This is a genomic window from Leeuwenhoekiella sp. LLG6367-2.1 (assembly GCF_045055775.1).
GTDB lineage: Bacteria > Bacteroidota > Bacteroidia > Flavobacteriales > Flavobacteriaceae > Leeuwenhoekiella > Leeuwenhoekiella aequorea.
The window spans coordinates 424,918-442,232 of sequence record NZ_CP159331.1 but is presented as its reverse complement, the minus strand read 5'-3'; the positions used below and the strand labels follow the sequence as shown (position 1 = coordinate 442,232).

Below are 17,315 nucleotides of genomic sequence, written 5' to 3'. Positions count from 1 at the left end.
TTTTTATTCTATCTATTCTATTAAAAGTAGTATCCAACATTTATATTAAAGCGCGCTTCCCATTTTGCGTCTGGATTTCCCACCGAAAAATCATCTACAAAGTTTCCGCCTAGCCAAGAATGGTTGTAGCCAGCAGCATAATCTATATAGGTGTAGACCTGCCCTGCAGTAACCAGAAGACCAGTGACATTTTGAAAAGAGTCTGTAAATTCTTTTTCCTTTTTCTGCATATAACCAAAATCATTGTAGAGTTCGATTTGCGAAATAGGTCCCCAGTTAACATCAATTGTTTTTGAAACAGCTGCGGTATACATATTAAAATCGCTCGCAATCTCATATGGAGTGCCATAAGCTCCCATTTTAATCCTGTTATTGGGTTCTCCTAAAGCATTTTCAGGAGCGTGAGAAACGGTAATTGCTTCGGTTTTGAAATTCCATTTTTTCCAATCTACTTCGTAGTGTAGCGCTAGCGCATAATGGCTTCCGTTTTTATCTGTGTCGATATTGTACAGACTACCATATTGTCCAGAAAATCCCAATCTGTGTTTAGCCTGTTGACCAAACTTACGCACCAGTTTTGCGTTAAATTGATTGGTTTCCTTGTTGCGTCCCACAACATCATAAGAATACCTACTGGAGCTATTTTCTACATCACCCCCAAAATTTAACTCTTCAGCATTTTTTAGAAAGGCAAAAGCATATTCCCAGTTATCATCTGTATGTATATACTTTAATCCCATATCGTGATCATCTTCGAGACCTACGTAATACGTGATATTAAAAAACCAGTTATGCGAGTTGTATTGTTTAATTCCAAAGGGCACATAGACCAGGCCGGCGTGGAGTTCATTATGCTCATTAAATTTATAGCCCACCCATCCTTGTTTTAAGAAACTACCACCAAAAGCATCAGAATAAAATCGGTATTCGGCATTTAAGAAAATATTTTTATAGGAAGCTTTAGCATTGATTCTAAACATATCATAACCAAATTCTCCACCTTTTGTTTTTTGTTCTTCTTTCCAAGAAGAATAAACATAATTCACACGGAATGCTCCACCTAATTGGAGCTGTGGTTTCTCATTTTCCTGCCCAAAACATCCAAATGGGATGAGTAGGGTAAAGAAAATTTTAAAGAGTGTAGAGGGCTTTAAAATTTGATACATTTTTGAATGTTAGGTAGCTTAATCGGGCAAAATAGGGCGATTATGTTAGAAACTTTCCTAAAGCATAGCATTTAATATTTATTTAGGGTTACTAACATTAACATTATAAATCTCTTTTAATTTACAACTATTATTTCTATGAACCCTGCGGAAAACTATATTCTACTAAAACCGGAACCCTATAGAAGTTTTTTGCTCGATTTGCAGGTGCTTATAGAACACACTGTCCCGGAAGCTGTTTTATTGTATAAATGGCATTTACCTTTTTATTATTTAAATGGAAAAATGTTCTGCTTTTTAAATTTTAGAAAAACCTTTGTAGAGCTTAGTTTTCCTAAAGGTGTTTTACTAGATGATCCCAACAATCAATTAACAGCCGGAGAAAACCGTAAAAATTTACGTTCGCTGCGTTATTACAAAGTGGAAGATATAATTGCCGAAATCGCAATTGGGTTATTAAAGCAGCTGAAAAATAAGTTGTAGTTCTTAGAGTCATTTATTTGATACTGATGACTTCGAGCCTAGCGAAAAGATTAGAAGATTGAATATAATTAAAAAAAAATCCGTGTAGAATTAATTTTTCACACGGATTTTTCATTTCTATACATTTTGTTGTTATTCGGCAACCACTTTGCGAATTGCTACCAGCTTGGTCAATAAATCCTCAAGTAAACTCAAGTCAAGCATATTTGCTCCGTCACTCTTAGCGTTTTTAGGATCAAAATGTGTCTCTATAAATAAACCATCTACACCTGCTGCAATACCGGCTTTTGCCATAGTGCCTATAAGTGCAGGACGACCGCCGGTTACGCCACTGGTCTGGTTAGGTTGTTGTAAACTGTGGGTTACATCAAGTACAGTAGGAGCATATTGACGCATCGTAGGGATGCCTCTAAAATCTACAATCATATCTTGATAGCCAAACATGGTACCGCGATCTGTAATCCATACGTTTTCATTGCCTGTTTCGGTTACTTTGGTCACGGCATGTTGCATAGATTCCGGACTCATAAATTGACCTTTTTTTAGATTAACAACTTTACCCGTTTCAGCAGCAGCTACGACAAGATCGGTTTGACGTACCAGAAATGCAGGTATTTGTAAAACATCAACATAGGCTGCAGCCATTGCTGCATCCTCATTAACGTGAATATCTGTTACTGTAGGTATATCAAAAGTTTCAGAAACTTTGCGCAGAATTTTTAGAGCTTTCTCGTCACCAATACCCGTAAAGCTATCCAGACGGCTGCGGTTTGCCTTTTTAAAACTTCCTTTAAATACATAAGGAATTTTCAATTTATCGGTAATTCCTACAATCTTTTCTGCAATGCGTAATGCCATTTCCTCGCCTTCTATGGCGCAAGGCCCTGCAAGTAGAAAGAAGTTGTTAGAATCGGTATGTTTTATTTTTGGAATATTTGTGAGTTTCATCGCTTAGGTTTTAAAGAGGTAAAGATAAAGCTTTGAAAATTTGAAATGAAGCATACAAATTACAAAGTTCTTACTGTGCTCATTAATGAAGAGAGGGATTTAGCAATTAGTATATGTATTTTAATAACAAGTAGAGAAGCCTTGCGGCAGGGATAGCAGCGGCATCCTTTTTTGTTACTCAGGACATTTTGCGCCTTTTGCGTATAACGTGCCGCTGATGCCAAAAAAGATATAGCGAATAGCCCGGTTGCTGCTTATGACTGATTTTCAATTTTTTAGAAGAATTTTGATCAGCAGCAAGCCGCCCGGATTATAATTGAAAATAAGTGCTTAAAAATCCATTAATTAACGTTATCTTTGCGCCCTTAAAATAAGGGCATCTTATGGAAATTAAAAACATTGCGATTATCGCTCACGTTGACCACGGTAAAACTACGTTGGTTGACAAAATCATGTACCATTGTCAATTGTTTCGTGAAAACGAAAACACAGGAGATCTTATTCTGGATAACAATGACTTAGAGCGCGAACGCGGTATTACTATTACGTCAAAGAACGTTTCAGTAATGTATAAGGGTACAAAAATCAACATTATAGATACTCCTGGTCACGCCGATTTTGGTGGAGAGGTAGAGCGTGTATTAAACATGGCTGATGGTGTACTTTTATTAGTAGATGCTTTTGAAGGTCCTATGCCACAAACCCGTTTTGTACTGCAGAAAGCTATTGACTTAGGTCTTAAGCCTTGTGTTGTAATCAACAAAGTGGATAAAGAAAACTGTACTCCAGAAGAAGTACACGAGAAAGTTTTTGACTTAATGTTTGAACTAGGTGCTGAAGAATGGCAACTAGATTTCCCTACAGTTTATGGTTCTGCTAAGAACAACTGGATGAGTGATCATTGGGAAAATCAAACTGAAAATATAGAACCACTTCTTGATATGGTTATGGAACACATTCCTGCGCCAAAAATCGAAGAAGGTACTGTTCAAATGCTTATTACATCTTTAGACTTTTCTTCTTTTACAGGTCGTATTGCTATTGGTCGTTTACAAAGAGGTCACCTTAAAGAAGGTATGCAGGTTTCTTTAGTAAAGCGTGATGGCTCTGTGAAGAAAGTAAAAATTAAAGAGCTACACACTTTTGAAGGTCTTGGCCGTTTAAAAGTTCCTGAAGTTCTTCCAGGTGATATTTGTGCACTTGTAGGTATTGAAGGTTTTGAAATAGGGGATACTATCGCAGATTTTGAAAACCCAGAAGCTCTTAAAACAATCGCTATTGATGAGCCTACAATGAGTATGCTTTTCACAATTAACGATTCTCCTTTCTTTGGTAAAGACGGAAAATTTGTGACTTCACGTCATATTAAAGACCGTTTATGGAAAGAACTTGAGAAAAACCTTGCATTACGTGTTGAAGAAACTGGTAGTGCAGATAAATTTATGGTTTTTGGCCGTGGGGTATTGCACCTTTCAGTTTTAATTGAAACAATGCGTCGCGAAGGTTATGAACTACAGATAGGTCAGCCACAGGTAATCATTAAAGAGATTGATGGTGTTAAATGTGAGCCTATAGAAGAGCTAACAATAGATTTACCAGACTCAGTTTCCGGTAAAGCTGTTGAGATGGTTTCTATGCGTAAAGGTGAGATGCTAAGTATGGAAGCTAAAGGTGAGCGTATGATTTGCCAGTTTATGATTCCATCACGTGGTATCATTGGTTTACGTAATCAATTGCTTACAGCTACTGCTGGTGAAGCGATTATGGCACACCGTTTTAAAGAATACCAGCCTTATAAGGGTACAATTCCAGGGCGTATTAGTGGTTCTTTAGTTTCTATGGAAAACGGAAATGCAATTCCTTATTCTATCGACAAGTTACAGGATCGTGGTAAGTTCTTCGTATCTCCAGGTGAAGATATTTATGAAGGTCAGGTAATTGGTGAGAATTCACGTCAAGATGATATGAATATCAACATTACTAAAGCGAAGAAGCAGTCTAACGTACGTTCATCTGGTGCAGATGATAAAGCTAAGATTGTTCCTGCAATTAAATTCTCTCTTGAAGAAGCATTAGAATACATTCAGAAAGATGAGTATGTTGAGGTAACTCCTAACCACTTGCGTTTACGTAAAGTATGGTTAAATGAAAATGATCGTAAACGTAACAAGATTTAATCTTACGTTTTAATTTATATTTGAAAGCACTTCCTTACGGAAGTGCTTTTTTTTTTACTTTAGTTTTACTTAGACGCAACCATGTATATGATTTTGTATCTTGTTTATATAATCTAACAATCACTTTATGAATATTCTATACAAAATAGCATTATCCACATTAGCTTTAGGTTCTCTTAATAGTTGCTCAGAGTCTAATGATGATTTTCCTACAACTAGTGCAGAACTTCAGGTACAGGTAAATGATACTTTGCTAATAGCTTCGCGCGATACTGCTCCTGTTGAGGGTGGTCGAGAGGTTTCAGTGGCTCCAAAAAACGGTGAGGTTCTTGTAGATGCTTTTACTATAAAATATATTCCCGGTACTAATTTTAAAGGTGAAGATTATTTAGAAATCACAAATAAAGGCTCGATAGGAGATGGTAACTATTTTACCACCTCAGTAGAAAAATATTCAATAACTGTTGAATAAACAAGCTCTTAAAATAAAGTTGCAAAGCATCTCACAGAGATGCTTTTTTAATTTTTAAATGTATAGTGAACCCCCTTAGGGTGCTGTAGCTCCTTTCAAATTTTGTACTTTAGCCTGTCTTAAAACTTTAGGCTTGCCAATTTATACGATCATAAAATATACTGCTGCTTACAAATCGCGATGGGATCGTTTTGTAGCATCGCTTAATGGAACATACAAAGGTTCTAAAAACACCTCTTTTCTATTTCAGCGTGATTTTATGGAGTACCATAAAGATCGTTTTAGCGATTATAGCTTATTGGTTTATGAGGAGGATAAACTACTTGCGGTATTACCGGCTAACCAGTTAGACGATACCTTATATTCTCATCAGGGTCTTTCTTATGGAGGTCTTGTGCTTGATGCAGAAATTCGTTTGGAAACGGTAATAAATATATTTGAGCAAGTGCTTAAATTTTTAGCTCAAGGCGGAATACATAAACTTTATTTAAAGATTATGCCGCAATTTTACCAAGAGCTCCCCGCAGATGAACTCGATTATGTACTTTTCTTAACTGAAGCGCAATTAGTGAAGGTAGAAACCGCTGCAGTTATTGATTTACGCAACCCAATACCGTTTCACAATTCACGTAAGGACGGTATTAGAAAAGCAAGTAATTCTAATTTGAGTATAATTGAAACTCGAGATTTTTCTGCATTTTGGAACACTATTTTAATTCCAAATCTTCAGTTGCGTCACGATACTTCACCAGTGCATACACTAGATGAAATTAGTACACTTGCCAATAAATTTCCTTACGCTATCAGACAGTTTAATGTTATAAACGCTACAAACGAATGTGTTGCGGGAGCCACAATTTTTGAAACGGCTACAGTTGCTCACGTGCAATATATCTCGGCAAACGAAGACCGTCAAAAGCTAGGAAGTTTAGACTTTCTCTTTGATCATCTTATTCATTCTGTTTTTGAGGATAAATACTATTTTGATTTTGGTACTTCAAATGAAGAGGCGGGTAGAAAACTCAATGGCGGTCTTCAATTCTGGAAGGAGGGCTTTGGAGCTCGCACCCGTGTTCAGCGGACGTATGTGGTTTCTACTTCAAATCACAACTTACTTAAAGAGGTTGTTGTATGATTCCGTTTCTAGATTTGAAGAAAGTAAATGCTCCTTATCACAATGAGTTTAAAGCTTGTTTTGCTACTTTTTTAGAAACCGAAAATTATATATTAGGAGATTCTGTTTTAGAATTTGAAAAAGCCTTCGCTTCGTATTGTCAGGTTCCTTTTGCTATAGGAACAGGAAACGGACTTGATGCTTTAAGACTCATTTTTGAAGGTCTTAAAATACAGAAAAAGCTAAACGTTGGTGACGAAGTTTTAGTAGCTGCTAATTCATATACAGCTACCGTTTTGGCAATTATTCAGGCAGGTTTGAAGCCTGTATTTGTTGAAGTTGAAACACAGTTTTTTAATATTGATTTAAATAAAATACCACCCGTATCAAAAACGGTTAAGGCAGTTGTAGTAACGCATTTATACGGACAAATGCAGCCTGTACGTCAGATTCTTGCTTTTGCAGAAGCTCATAATTTAATATTGGTAGAAGATGCGAGTCAGTCCCACGGAGCAAAATTAAATGGCAAGTATTCCGGGAGTTTTGGAATTGCAGCTGCTTTTAGTTGTTATCCAACAAAAAATTTAGGTGCTCTGGGAGATGCAGGAATTAGCATTACATCAGATCCGCATTTGGCTGAATTAGTATTAAAATTGAGAAACTATGGAAGGAGTTCTCTTAATTCGAATGAATATTTAGGCTTTAATTCAAGATTAGATACAGTACAGGCGCAATTTTTAAATCTTAAATTAAAAGATTTAGAAAACTGCAATAATAAACGTATAGCTATAGCTACACGGTATTTACATGAAATTAAAAACCCTCATATCGAACTGCCCTATTGGGATTATTCTCAAAGCCACGTTTTTTATGTATTTGTAGTAAGAGTAAAAAACAGAACTTCATTTATTTCTCATTTAAACAAATTGGATATCGGTTATGCGATTCATTATCCTGTAGTTGCTTACAAACAACCTGCGCTAAAATCGTATTCAAATTTAAAATTTGAGATTGCAGAGCAACTAGCCGATACGTGTATAAGTATTCCATTAAATACCTCATTAAGTCAACGCGATATAACCTTAATTATAGCTGCTTTAAACGCATATGAAGTTTAGGTTTTTAAGTCGGTTACTCACGCAAAATACATTGCTAAGAGTAAGTTCCTTTAACAGCCTCGGAATTATAATCCGTGTAGGTTGCGGATTAATCATGTCAAAACTTATCGCTTTTTATTTAGGTGCTTCGGGTATGGCAGTTTTAGGAGATCTTCGCAACTTTCTCAATTCGGTACAAAGTATTGGACAGTTAGGTTTCAGTAATGGAGTTATTAAATATGTCGCCGAGCATAAAGAAGATAATAACCAGTTAAGAATTAGTATTTCCACAGCATTGAAAACGAGTTTAATCGCTTCTATACTTGTTGGGATTTTACTTGTAGTATATGCAGTAGAACTGGATAAGTATGTGTTTAATAACACGTATAACTACGCTACAATTATAAAGCTTGTAGGTGTTGGGTTACCCTTATTATCCTTAAATGCACTTGTACTAAATATTATAAATGGCTTAGGTAAGTATAGGCAAGTAATTTATATAAATGTGATTACTAATCTGCTTGGAGTTTGCCTATCTGCTGTTCTAATTATCAAGTATAATCTATTTGGAGCGTTGTTGGCAATTGTAGTTTCCGGGATTATAAGTCTAATTATTGCTGGTTTATTTTTGCTCAAAAAGGCAAGTAACTTAAAACTAATTTTTACTGAAAAAATCGATTTCCGCATCTTAAAAAAGTTTTCTGCGTACGGAGTAATGACTTTATTTTCAGCGGTTACATCACCCTGGATTTATATGGGTATTCGTAAAACGATAATCGAAGTAGACGGTATTCAAAAAGCCGGTTACTGGGACGCAATGCTTAGGTTGTCTGATTATTATATGATGTTTGCAACGACATTAATGACACTCTATGTACTCCCAAAATTATCTGAAATAAAAACGAATAAAGATTTTAGGATTGAAATTTTCAACTTTTATAAAACTATTTTACCAGTATTCGGGATAGGTTTAATCATCATATACATCTTTAAAACACTTCTAATTAAAATTGTCTTTAATACTTCATTTCTTGAGATGCAATCAATATTCATATGGCAACTTTCAGGGGACTTTTTTAAAGTAGCAAGTCTGGTTATTGCTTATCAGCTTTTAGCTAAAAATAGATTTTGGACATTTATAATCACACAAATTATATCACTAAGTATAATCTATATTACCAGTACGCAATTAATAGGAACGTATGGTTTTGTAGGTGCGTCAATGGGACATTTAATAAGCTATGTCCTTTATTTGATTCTCTTACTATTTATTTTTAGAAAAGCTTTGTTTAGAAGGTCTTCATTAATTTAAGTGCTTATATCTAAAGATAACCACGCGTTAATATACTGCTGCGCAATCTTTTTACAATCGTGATTATCCTCTATAAATTTTCGGGCATTTTTTCCTATTTCCCTTATTAATTCTGGGTTGCATATTAAATTTTCTAAATCTGCGGCAATTTTATCCGCATCAGGTATAGTATGTATAGCAACACTGTTCAGCGGCAGATTGTAGTGCTTGGTAAACAATGATCCGGCGCCAGTAAATACTACTTTGCCTTGCGCCATTGCCTCCAGAGCATTATAACCCTGGTCTTGCGCATAGGTTTGGTCTAAAAGTATATGGGCTTCATTATAGGACTTCAAATATTCGGAATAAGGCAAATTAGAAGCCGAAATTATTTTTACACGATCGGGAAATTTCTCTTTAATTTTTAGCAGCGCCTGCTCAAAATGATCATTCCCTTTTTTATAATAATTAACCTCGTTAATACCGTGAAATATGACACGTTTATCTGTTGTTGCAGGTAGTGAATCCTCAAATTTTTCCAGTTGGATAGGATTGGGAATTAACCCATAATAGTCGGGGACATTTAAGTACGCCGGGTGATAATCGAGATCAGAACTTATTATTAAATCTTTTTGTAGAAAAACAAAGTCGTGATATTTTTTGTGGTCGTTAGAAATATATCGCTCACTATACGGAAATTCTATATCGGGATTTTGAAGAATGGGATGATGCGGTAGCTTATTTATATAACTTAAGGAGATATAATCATCACCACAGGCCAATATGACAAATCTTTTCGTGAGTGAGCGTAATCTCTTTATGATATTTCGCTCTATGAAATAGGGCGTTTTAATAGGGTATTCATTGATTAATTGGATTACATCGTAGGGTTTTTGATCTACCAGAAAATCAAGACACCTATAGCCAATTTCAAGCGTGGCAATATCTAATTGAGTTAATCTAAATAGGGCTTTTCTGTAAAAATTAAGAAGAGAATAACCTGTTACATATTTTGCTTTCAGTTTAACATCTGAGGGATAATTCTTAAAAGCATCTCCGGTACTCATCAAAGTTACCTCGTGACCTAAATGCTGTAGTCCCGCTTTAAGACTATTATGTAAATTGCTGTATTCACCTACAAGCAGAATTCTCATTATTTGCGTTATTTTTAGCTCGAAAAGATACACATTCTCTGAAACCAAAGCTTAAAAATATATGTATTCTCACGGAGTCTCTGGCAGGAGGAGGCGCAGAGCGTTCTGCAGCATTACTGTCTACTACATTAAATAATCTGGGGTACAATATACATCTCTGTACGATCACAGATAATATAGGATACGCGTATAGCGGAGACCTATTGAATTTAGGCTTACTGAAGAATAAAAGAAATGATGTATTTAATAAATTAAAACGACTTAGATATTTCAAAAAATACCTAAAACAAAATGAAATTCAGATAGTTCTGGATTTTAGAATGCGACAAAGTTTTTTTAAAGAATTGCTTATTCAGCAGATTTTATATCCAGATATTTTGCCAGTTTATATGGTGAGAAGTTCATTTATAGACTATTATTTTCCGAAGAATAATTTGTTATCCAAGATCCTTTTCAAAAATGAAAAATTGGTCGTTCTCACAGAGGCTACGCGTCAAGTGCTTAAGGATATTTACAGATTTGATGCTATCCACGTTATTCCTAATAGTATTGATGTAAATAGTTACGCGAAGAACTATCCTATGCCAGCAGGAATCGATTCTAAATTTATAGTCGCTTCCGGAAGACTCGAACGCGGTGTCAAGCAATTTGATAAATTGATAACTGCCTATTCTCAAAGTAAATTATCTCACTTAAAAATTGATTTAGTGATTCTGGGACAAGGTGAGATGCTTACCGAACTTCAGCAATTAGTAAAATCCCTTAATCTGGAGAATAATGTGAAATTTGCAGGTTTTATTGAATCGCCCGAAGCATTTGTGTCTAATGCATTGTTCACCGTTTTATGCAGTGCTTATGAAGGTTTTCCACGAGTTATTCTAGAAAGCTTAGCCTGCGGGACACCGGTTGTTGCGACAGACTGTCCCACAGGTCCTGCTGAACTTATAGACGGCACAAATGGAATTCTCGTTCCACATCAGGATTTTGAAGCGCTTACAGCAGCTATGAATTCGCTCGCCGAAAATGAATTACTTCGTACACAATTAAAAGCCGCTTCTAAAGACAGTATTCGTAAATTTGATACTGCAACAGTTAGTAAAGACTGGCAGCAGTATCTTGAGCATAGTTATGAGCACTCCTAAACGTATTGTATTACCTAAAATCGAAGATCGACGCGGAAACCTATCGGTTATAGAAGAAGATTCGCTTCCTTTTAAATTTAAACGGGTATATTATTTATATGATGTCCCTAGTGGCGCTTCCCGTGGTGGTCATGCACATCGCAAACAATCTGCTTTGCTTATTGCATTATCTGGAAGTTTTGATGTAAAAATTAAAAACGGAATAAGCGTTGAGATTTTCACACTTAATAAGCCCAATGAAGGTCTACTAATCCCAAATGGTTATTGGAGGGAGTTGGATAATTTTTCGAGTGGAGGTATTTGTTTGGTTTTAGCCAGTGGCGCTTTTGAAGAAGAAGATTATATACGAGATTATAAAGAGTACTTGAAATTTAAAAGGTCGTAATTCGCTTTCCTTTATCAAGCAAAATTTGCTTTACAAATCGTAAAGATTGTAGTAGCCATTTTGGAGCTTTAATTAAAAAGCGTTGCTTGTAATTGAGTAATTCTAAATCAATATTTTTATAGACTTCGTTATATTTAGAATGTGCAGCTTCAATTTTATAGTAATTGCTGAGGTAGTAATACTGTAAATTTATATACCTCCTCAAAGATTGATGGTTAGGATTTTCCAGCTTGTATTTTAAAAATTCTGGAGCTTTCTTAGAACTTAGAGAACTTCTTGTAATTTGATTTTCACTTTCTGATCGGTAATAACACGAAGGTTTATTATAATAAGCGAGCTGAAAATTTAAGTTTGCTCGTATAAAAAAATCAGTATCCTCTGCGTAGGTGATTTGGGTGTTAAAGCCTCCTATTTGATCAATAATTTCCTTTTTAAATGCAAAACTACTGGGTGTAATAAAAGGTTGATACAAACTACTTTCAAAAAAATCCTGGACTATAAATTTGGATGGGGTTGATGGTAGGTTAGTTTTTGGTTTTAGGGATTTTCCATTTTTAAAAAATTCTAAATAGGCAGTAGCGTATATTTTAGCTTCAGGAAAATCTGTTACCAATTCTATAATTTGCGCAAGGTGTGTGGGCAACCACAAGTCATCTGCATCAAGCAGACAAATAATTTCAGAATTTGCAAATTTAATTCCAGTGTTCCTGGCATTCGAAAGTCCGTGATTGGATTGATGAATTATTCGGGTATTTTTTTTGTCGATTATTTTTTCTACGTAGTGTGCGCTTAAATCTGTGGAACCATCATTAATTATAAGTACTTCATAATTGGTATAGGTCTGCGCATAAACAGATTTTAAGGTATCACAGATATAATTCTGTTTATTATATAGCGGGATTACAACGGTGATTCTAGGCATTGTCCTGCTTGATTTTTAAAAAATAATACAACCGGTACGAATCAAAAAGTTTTAAAGAAGGCCTTGGAGAGCATAGATTTTTTTCGGCTCTCTTTAGTACACGCTCAAACAATTTCAGAAATCCTCTCGACAATCCCGATTTTTGCATCCTACGTGCAATGCGTTGTATGGGTCTGTAAGTCTCAGAAATTAAGTTTTGCTTCTCAAGATGCGCTAGAGTTCGCAAACCTTCATATGTTTTTTGCAGATAGACTTCAGAATCTTCGATACCAAGATGTATCACAGAATTCTCAATATGCAGAATAGTTACTTCCTTTTTTTTTAATCTATACGTAAGTAAAATATCTAGTCCATAACTATTGTGAACAGGTATTTTTAAGCTTAAATACAGGTCTTTTTTGATAAAGAGAGCAGCTGGAGTAATGGAGAGGTGAGGCTGCTTTCTACGGATTTCTAACGATCTGTCTTCTCGCTTTATACCATAAATATACCGTAGCATTTTTTGTGGTTCAGGAGGTGTTTGTTCATATTGAATACCTCCAAATATTACCGAAGCTTGTTTATGGTTGTCTATGATATTTTTTAAAAATTGGGGAGAAGCCGGTAATACATCTGCATCTAAAAATAAAAGAAGCTCATAAGCGGCCCTTTTTGCAAGCCACTCACTTGTAGCCGTTCGGCCTTTGTTTGCTTTGGATTTTATATAGGTGCAGTTTTTAAGCTCCCATAAAAATTCATTAGCATCAAGTGTTTCAGAAGCGGTAGAGGCGTCATCTATCACAATTATCTCATAAGCGATAGTCAATGCTTCAGCCATTTTAGAAATGCTGGAAACCAACTCAAAAACAGATGTATTGTAAACAGGTATGAGTATAGATAGCATACCTACAAGATAGCTTTAAATGGTCTTTTGTACGACTTCAAAAATTTTATTTCCGTCGCACTTAAGAGTTTTAGAAGGGTATTTTAAAAGCAAAGCATAATCGTGAGTTGCCATAAGGATTGTATTTCCATTCTTGTTGATTTCCTGCAAAACACCCATAACTTCTACAGAGGTCTGCGGATCAAGATTTCCGGTAGGCTCATCGGCTAATATGAGTTCGGGATCATTTAATAAAGCACGAGCAATAGCCACACGTTGTTGCTCTCCACCAGAAAGCTGATAAGGAAATTTAAAACCTTTAGTTTTCATTCCTACTTTGTCTAAAACTTCATCAATTTTAGAATCCATTTCGGTTTGGTTTTTCCATCCTGTAGCTTTCAGAACAAATTTCAAATTTTCTTTTACCGTACGGTCATTCAGCAATTTAAAATCTTGAAAAACTACACCCAGTTTTCTGCGTAAAAAAGGGATTTGCTTTTCTTTTAATGTAACAAGATCAAAATCTACAATCGTTCCTTCGCCTTGCTGAAGTGGTAAATCTCCATAAAGAGTTTTCATAAAACTACTTTTCCCACTTCCGGTTTTACCTATGAGGTAAACAAATTCACCTTTGTTAATAGATAGACTTATATCTGAAAGAATAAGACTTTCTCTTTGAAAAATTGATGCATTTTTAAGTTGCAGTACCGGTGTTGACATAAATAGCAATAAATAAAACCCACAACTCGTGGTGATTAATTGGTTTTACAAGTGGTAATTAAAACAGACTTTGCATCGTAAACCGCAATTGTTAATGAGGTCATTGTTCTAAATGCGTGTTGTAAACCGAAATCAAAAGTACAATAACTATTTGATTTGATTACAGTAGTTGCCACAGCAAAGTGTTGTTGAAAACTATAAGAAAATAAGCACGTAAAGTTCTTTTGAAGAACTGTACTCTATATATAATTATCCTAGTTTTGTAGCGTTACTCATTATAGTCGCATAATTCAGGTAATGCTGATATATCGCTACTAGCTGAAATTAAACACAACCATTTTATGATTAAGAAATATGTACTTCTGGCATTAATAACGCTGGTTACGTTACCCGCAGTCACTGCACAGCAGTCTGAGGCATTTACAAGTGAACTTGCTAAGTATAATAAGGCTTTAACCCTGTACAATAGCAAACAATATCTGGCTGCTCAGGCTCTTTTTGGAGAAATTAAGCAAGAAACCACAGACCCTACCATTGAGGGAGATTGTGCGTATTATATCGCTAATGCAGCCGTAAGACTCAATCAAAGTGGAGCAGATGCCTCTATGGAGAAATTTGTTGAAAATTATCCTACCAGCACAAAACGCAATGCTGCATATTTTGATGTAGCCGAATATTATTTTGAAAATGGGAAATACGCAGCATCTAAACGCTGGTACGAGCAGGTAGATCTAGATCGTCTTAGTTATGTAGAATTAGAGCGTTTTAACTTTAATATGGGTTATGTTCATTTAAAAACAAATAGCCCAGAAGAAGCTAAAGAGTATTTTAGTCGTGTACGTAATTCTACAAAATATGGACCTCAGGCAAAGTATTATGAAGGGTTTATGGCTTATGAAAATGATGACTATGAAGAGGCAAGTCAGCTGTTTGAACAAGTAGAAGCAGAAGAAGGTACCCGGGAAGACTTGAGTTATTTTAAGGCAGATTTAAATTTTAAGCAAGGTAATTTTGAAGAGGCAATACGTTTAGCAAAAGAGCAGTTGCCAAGTGCTACCCGCATCGATGCTTCAGAATTAAATAAGATTATAGGGGAGAGCTATTTTAACCTAGGGAACTATTCCGAAGCACTTCCTTACTTAAAAGAATACAAGGGTAAACGTGGTCGCTGGTCAAATACAGATTATTATCAGTTAGGTTATGCTTATTATAAGCAAGGTGATTTTGAAAGTGCCATAGGAGAGTTCAATAAAATTGTAGATGGTAAAAATAGCGTTGCGCAAAATGCATATTACCATCTTGCTGATGCCTATTTACAAACAAATCGTAAGCAAGAAGCACTTAACGCTTTTCGTAATGCGTATCAAATGGATTTTGTTCCAAAAATTAAAGAAGATAGCGGACTTAACTATGCCAAGTTAAGTTATGAAATAGGTAATGCTTATGAACCGGCGCCGCAAGCGATAGGTAACTATCTGGAGGCTTACCCAAATACTACAGAGCGTCAGACTTTAGAGTCTCTTTTAATCGATTCTTATATCACTTCTAAAAATTATGAAGGTGCGATGGAGTTGATTGAAAATAATCGCAATTTTCAAGATAAAGAAGCCTATCAAAAAGTTGCTTTTTACCGCGGTATAGAATTATTTAATGATGGCAATTACAGTGAAGCAATAACCAATTTTGAAAAATCTTTAAAAGATCCGCGTACTGCAAGTTTTACGGCCCGTGCACTGTACTGGAAGGCAGAGAGTGAGTACACATTAAATAATATTGATGATGCGCTGCTAACTTTTAAGCAATTTGAACAAAGTAATGCTGCTAGTTCCTTACCAGAATACAAAGACCTTGGTTACAACCTGGGCTATGCCTACTTTAAAAAGAAAAATTATGATCAAGCGATTAAGTATTTTGAGAATTATATAAAATCTGGATCAACAGATAGTGGTCGCAAAGTAGATGCTTATATGCGCCTTGGAGACAGCTATTTTATAAGTAGTAAATATTGGCCGGCTATGGAAGCGTACAATGCTGCAATAGAAATGCCGGGTGGTGATCGTGATTATGCAACTTTTCAAAAAGCCATTAGTTATGGTTTTGTAGATCGTAATCCTCAAAAAATTGAAGCACTTACTAGTTTTACATCTCAATTTCCAAAATCAAGTTACCGCGATGATGCATTATATGAGTTAGGAAATACTTATGTAGCAACCGGTAATAATGAAAAAGGAATTGAAGCTTATGACAGACTGGTACGCGAAATACCTAAAAGTAAGTTTGCCGCTAAAGCACAGCTTAAAAAAGCACTTATTTATGACAATACAGACCGTAGCAGCCAAGCGCTAACATTATTTAAAAAGGTGGCGCAGGATTTCCCGGGAACACCAGAAGGAGTTCAGGCTGTTGCTTCGGCAAAACTTATCTATATAGATATGGGACAGGTTGAAGAATATGGGCGCTGGGCTAATGGACTGGATTATATTTCTGTAGAAGATTCAGAATTAGATGATGCAGCTTTTTCTTCGGCAGAAAAGCAATTTGTAAATAGCAATAATGCCGTTGCAATACAAAATTTTGAAAAATACTTAAGAGAGTATCCAAACGGACAACGTGCTATGGAAGCTCATTTCTATTTAGGTCAGTTGTATTTTGGAAAAGACGAATTTGCTAAAACAATTCCTCATTATAAGTATGTAATAGACAAAGAGCGTAGCGAGTTTACAGAGCAAGCGCTGGCACGTTTAGGACAGGTTTATTTAAGTGAGCGTAATTATGCAGCAGCTGTGCCTGTACTCCAGCGTTTAGAAAATGAATCAGACATTCCTCAAAACACCATCTTTGCTCAAAGTAACTTGATGAAGTCGCATTATGAGCTTAAAGATTATGTGCAGTCTGTGTCTTATGCAGAGAAAGTTTTATCAAATTCTAAGATTGATAATAAGGTTAAAAGTGATGCTCAAGTTATTATTGCACGCAGTGCGATGAAGACTAATAATGAGAGTCGTGCTGCTGAGGCTTATGCTCAAGTTTTAAAAATAGCAACCGGTGAGCTAGCCGCTGAAGCTTTGTACTATGATGCCTTCTTTAAAAATAAGAAAGCAGACTATAAAGGGTCTAACGTTCAGGTTCAGAAATTAGCTAAAGATTATAGTGGCTATAAAGAATATGGTGCAAAAGGTCTTGTATTAATGGCTAAGAACTTCTATGAACTAGGAGATGCTTACCAGGCGACCTACATTTTAGATAGTGTGATTAAAAATTTTACTACCTATCAAGATGTTGTGGCAGAAGCAAAACAAGAATTAGCACGTATTAAAGCTACAGAGTCTAAAACCAATTCATCTCTAGGAGATAATTAAATTCAGCATAAAAGATCCTTGTT

General features: G+C 35.5%; 16 protein-coding genes. 9 read left to right on the top strand and 7 right to left on the bottom strand.

The features are described 5' to 3' along the window. Nucleotides 1-20 precede the first annotated feature (20 nt). Nucleotides 21-1,166, bottom strand: coding sequence for a hypothetical protein (locus ABVM53_RS02035; protein ID WP_405328877.1), 1,146 nt, complete (start codon nt 1,164-1,166; stop codon nt 21-23). A gap of 138 nt (nt 1,167-1,304) precedes the next feature. Between ABVM53_RS02035 and ABVM53_RS02030 the strand changes: the two genes are divergently transcribed. Next, complete coding sequence (locus tag ABVM53_RS02030) at nt 1,305-1,649, top strand: DUF1801 domain-containing protein (protein ID WP_405328874.1); 345 nt, start codon at nt 1,305-1,307, stop codon at nt 1,647-1,649. Nucleotides 1,650-1,781: 132 nt separating this feature from the next. Here ABVM53_RS02030 and kdsA read toward each other — a convergent pair whose 3' ends face one another. After that, the gene (gene kdsA / locus ABVM53_RS02025; protein ID WP_405328871.1) at nt 1,782-2,597 is read right to left on the bottom strand and encodes a 3-deoxy-8-phosphooctulonate synthase; all 816 of its coding nucleotides are present in this window, start codon (nt 2,595-2,597) and stop codon (nt 1,782-1,784) included. A 383-nt stretch (nt 2,598-2,980) separates the two neighbouring features. Between kdsA and typA the strand changes: the two genes are divergently transcribed. The 5 genes from typA to ABVM53_RS02000 all read left to right on the top strand — a co-directional run bounded on the left by typA (nt 2,981) and on the right by ABVM53_RS02000 (nt 8,769). Beyond that, nucleotides 2,981-4,774: a translational GTPase TypA gene (typA, locus tag ABVM53_RS02020; protein ID WP_371457066.1), complete on the top strand. Its 1,794-nt coding sequence runs from the start codon at nt 2,981-2,983 to the stop codon at nt 4,772-4,774. Between the two features lie 127 nt (nt 4,775-4,901). Further along, entirely contained in the window at nt 4,902-5,246 is a 345-nt protein-coding gene (locus ABVM53_RS02015; protein ID WP_128757514.1) for a hypothetical protein, read from the top strand. 133 nt (nt 5,247-5,379) lie between these two features. Further along, the gene (locus tag ABVM53_RS02010) at nt 5,380-6,381 is read left to right on the top strand and encodes a GNAT family N-acetyltransferase (protein ID WP_405328867.1); all 1,002 of its coding nucleotides are present in this window, start codon (nt 5,380-5,382) and stop codon (nt 6,379-6,381) included. Next, entirely contained in the window at nt 6,378-7,478 is a 1,101-nt protein-coding gene (locus ABVM53_RS02005) for a DegT/DnrJ/EryC1/StrS family aminotransferase (protein WP_405328865.1), read from the top strand. The genes ABVM53_RS02010 and ABVM53_RS02005 overlap by 4 nt, the downstream gene beginning before the upstream one ends. Then, nucleotides 7,468-8,769 (top strand): O-antigen translocase, encoded by a 1,302-nt coding sequence (locus tag ABVM53_RS02000; protein WP_405328862.1) that lies wholly within the window; start codon nt 7,468-7,470, stop codon nt 8,767-8,769. Before ABVM53_RS02005 ends, ABVM53_RS02000 begins: the two co-directional genes overlap by 11 nt. On the opposite strand, the gene ABVM53_RS01995 is transcribed toward ABVM53_RS02000, so the two are convergent. After that, nucleotides 8,766-9,902 carry a glycosyltransferase gene (locus tag ABVM53_RS01995; protein WP_405328859.1) on the bottom strand — a complete coding sequence of 379 codons (1,137 nt, stop codon included), beginning with the start codon at nt 9,900-9,902 and terminating at the stop codon, nt 8,766-8,768. The two genes, ABVM53_RS02000 and ABVM53_RS01995, sit on opposite strands and share 4 nt — an antisense overlap. Between ABVM53_RS01995 and ABVM53_RS01990 the strand changes: the two genes are divergently transcribed. Both ABVM53_RS01990 and ABVM53_RS01985 read left to right on the top strand, forming a co-directional pair. Beyond that, nucleotides 9,878-11,044, top strand: a complete 1,167-nt coding sequence (locus tag ABVM53_RS01990) for a glycosyltransferase (protein WP_405330837.1) — start codon at nt 9,878-9,880, stop codon at nt 11,042-11,044. The genes ABVM53_RS01995 and ABVM53_RS01990 overlap by 25 nt on opposite strands. Beyond that, complete coding sequence (locus ABVM53_RS01985) at nt 11,031-11,429, top strand: FdtA/QdtA family cupin domain-containing protein (protein ID WP_371457073.1); 399 nt, start codon at nt 11,031-11,033, stop codon at nt 11,427-11,429. The genes ABVM53_RS01990 and ABVM53_RS01985 overlap by 14 nt, the downstream gene beginning before the upstream one ends. Here the strand turns inward: ABVM53_RS01985 and ABVM53_RS01980 are convergent. The 4 genes from ABVM53_RS01980 to ABVM53_RS01965 are packed head-to-tail and all read right to left on the bottom strand — an operon-like array spanning nt 11,416 to nt 14,109. Beyond that, the gene (locus ABVM53_RS01980; RefSeq protein WP_405328856.1) at nt 11,416-12,351 is read right to left on the bottom strand and encodes a glycosyltransferase family 2 protein; all 936 of its coding nucleotides are present in this window, start codon (nt 12,349-12,351) and stop codon (nt 11,416-11,418) included. The genes ABVM53_RS01985 and ABVM53_RS01980 overlap by 14 nt on opposite strands. Beyond that, nucleotides 12,344-13,234 (bottom strand): glycosyltransferase family 2 protein, encoded by an 891-nt coding sequence (locus tag ABVM53_RS01975; RefSeq protein ID WP_405328853.1) that lies wholly within the window; start codon nt 13,232-13,234, stop codon nt 12,344-12,346. Before ABVM53_RS01975 ends, ABVM53_RS01980 begins: the two co-directional genes overlap by 8 nt. Nucleotides 13,235-13,249: 15 nt before the next feature. After that, complete coding sequence (locus ABVM53_RS01970; protein ID WP_128757506.1) at nt 13,250-13,933, bottom strand: cell division ATP-binding protein FtsE; 684 nt, start codon at nt 13,931-13,933, stop codon at nt 13,250-13,252. A 35-nt stretch (nt 13,934-13,968) separates the two neighbouring features. After that, nucleotides 13,969-14,109: a hypothetical protein gene (locus ABVM53_RS01965; protein WP_405328849.1), complete on the bottom strand. Its 141-nt coding sequence runs from the start codon at nt 14,107-14,109 to the stop codon at nt 13,969-13,971. Nucleotides 14,110-14,274: 165 nt separating this feature from the next. On the opposite strand from ABVM53_RS01965, the gene ABVM53_RS01960 reads away from it, so the two are divergent. Next, nucleotides 14,275-17,292 (top strand): tetratricopeptide repeat protein, encoded by a 3,018-nt coding sequence (locus tag ABVM53_RS01960; RefSeq protein WP_405328846.1) that lies wholly within the window; start codon nt 14,275-14,277, stop codon nt 17,290-17,292. The last annotated feature ends 23 nt before the right edge of the window (nt 17,293-17,315 follow it).

Coding starts and splice junctions, on each gene's coding strand:
- ABVM53_RS01980 (WP_405328856.1), bottom strand. CDS start 12,351: ATGCCTAGAATCACCGTTGTAATCCCGCTATATAATAAACAGAATTAT.
- ABVM53_RS02005 (WP_405328865.1), top strand. CDS start 6,378: ATGATTCCGTTTCTAGATTTGAAGAAAGTAAATGCTCCTTATCACAAT.
- ABVM53_RS02035 (WP_405328877.1), bottom strand. CDS start 1,166: ATGTATCAAATTTTAAAGCCCTCTACACTCTTTAAAATTTTCTTTACC.
- ABVM53_RS01975 (WP_405328853.1), bottom strand. CDS start 13,234: ATGCTATCTATACTCATACCTGTTTACAATACATCTGTTTTTGAGTTG.
- ABVM53_RS01960 (WP_405328846.1), top strand. CDS start 14,275: ATGATTAAGAAATATGTACTTCTGGCATTAATAACGCTGGTTACGTTA.
- ABVM53_RS01970 (WP_128757506.1), bottom strand. CDS start 13,933: ATGTCAACACCGGTACTGCAACTTAAAAATGCATCAATTTTTCAAAGA.
- ABVM53_RS01995 (WP_405328859.1), bottom strand. CDS start 9,902: ATGAGAATTCTGCTTGTAGGTGAATACAGCAATTTACATAATAGTCTT.
- ABVM53_RS02015 (WP_128757514.1), top strand. CDS start 4,902: ATGAATATTCTATACAAAATAGCATTATCCACATTAGCTTTAGGTTCT.
- typA (WP_371457066.1), top strand. CDS start 2,981: ATGGAAATTAAAAACATTGCGATTATCGCTCACGTTGACCACGGTAAA.
- ABVM53_RS02030 (WP_405328874.1), top strand. CDS start 1,305: ATGAACCCTGCGGAAAACTATATTCTACTAAAACCGGAACCCTATAGA.
- ABVM53_RS02000 (WP_405328862.1), top strand. CDS start 7,468: ATGAAGTTTAGGTTTTTAAGTCGGTTACTCACGCAAAATACATTGCTA.
- ABVM53_RS01985 (WP_371457073.1), top strand. CDS start 11,031: ATGAGCACTCCTAAACGTATTGTATTACCTAAAATCGAAGATCGACGC.
- kdsA (WP_405328871.1), bottom strand. CDS start 2,597: ATGAAACTCACAAATATTCCAAAAATAAAACATACCGATTCTAACAAC.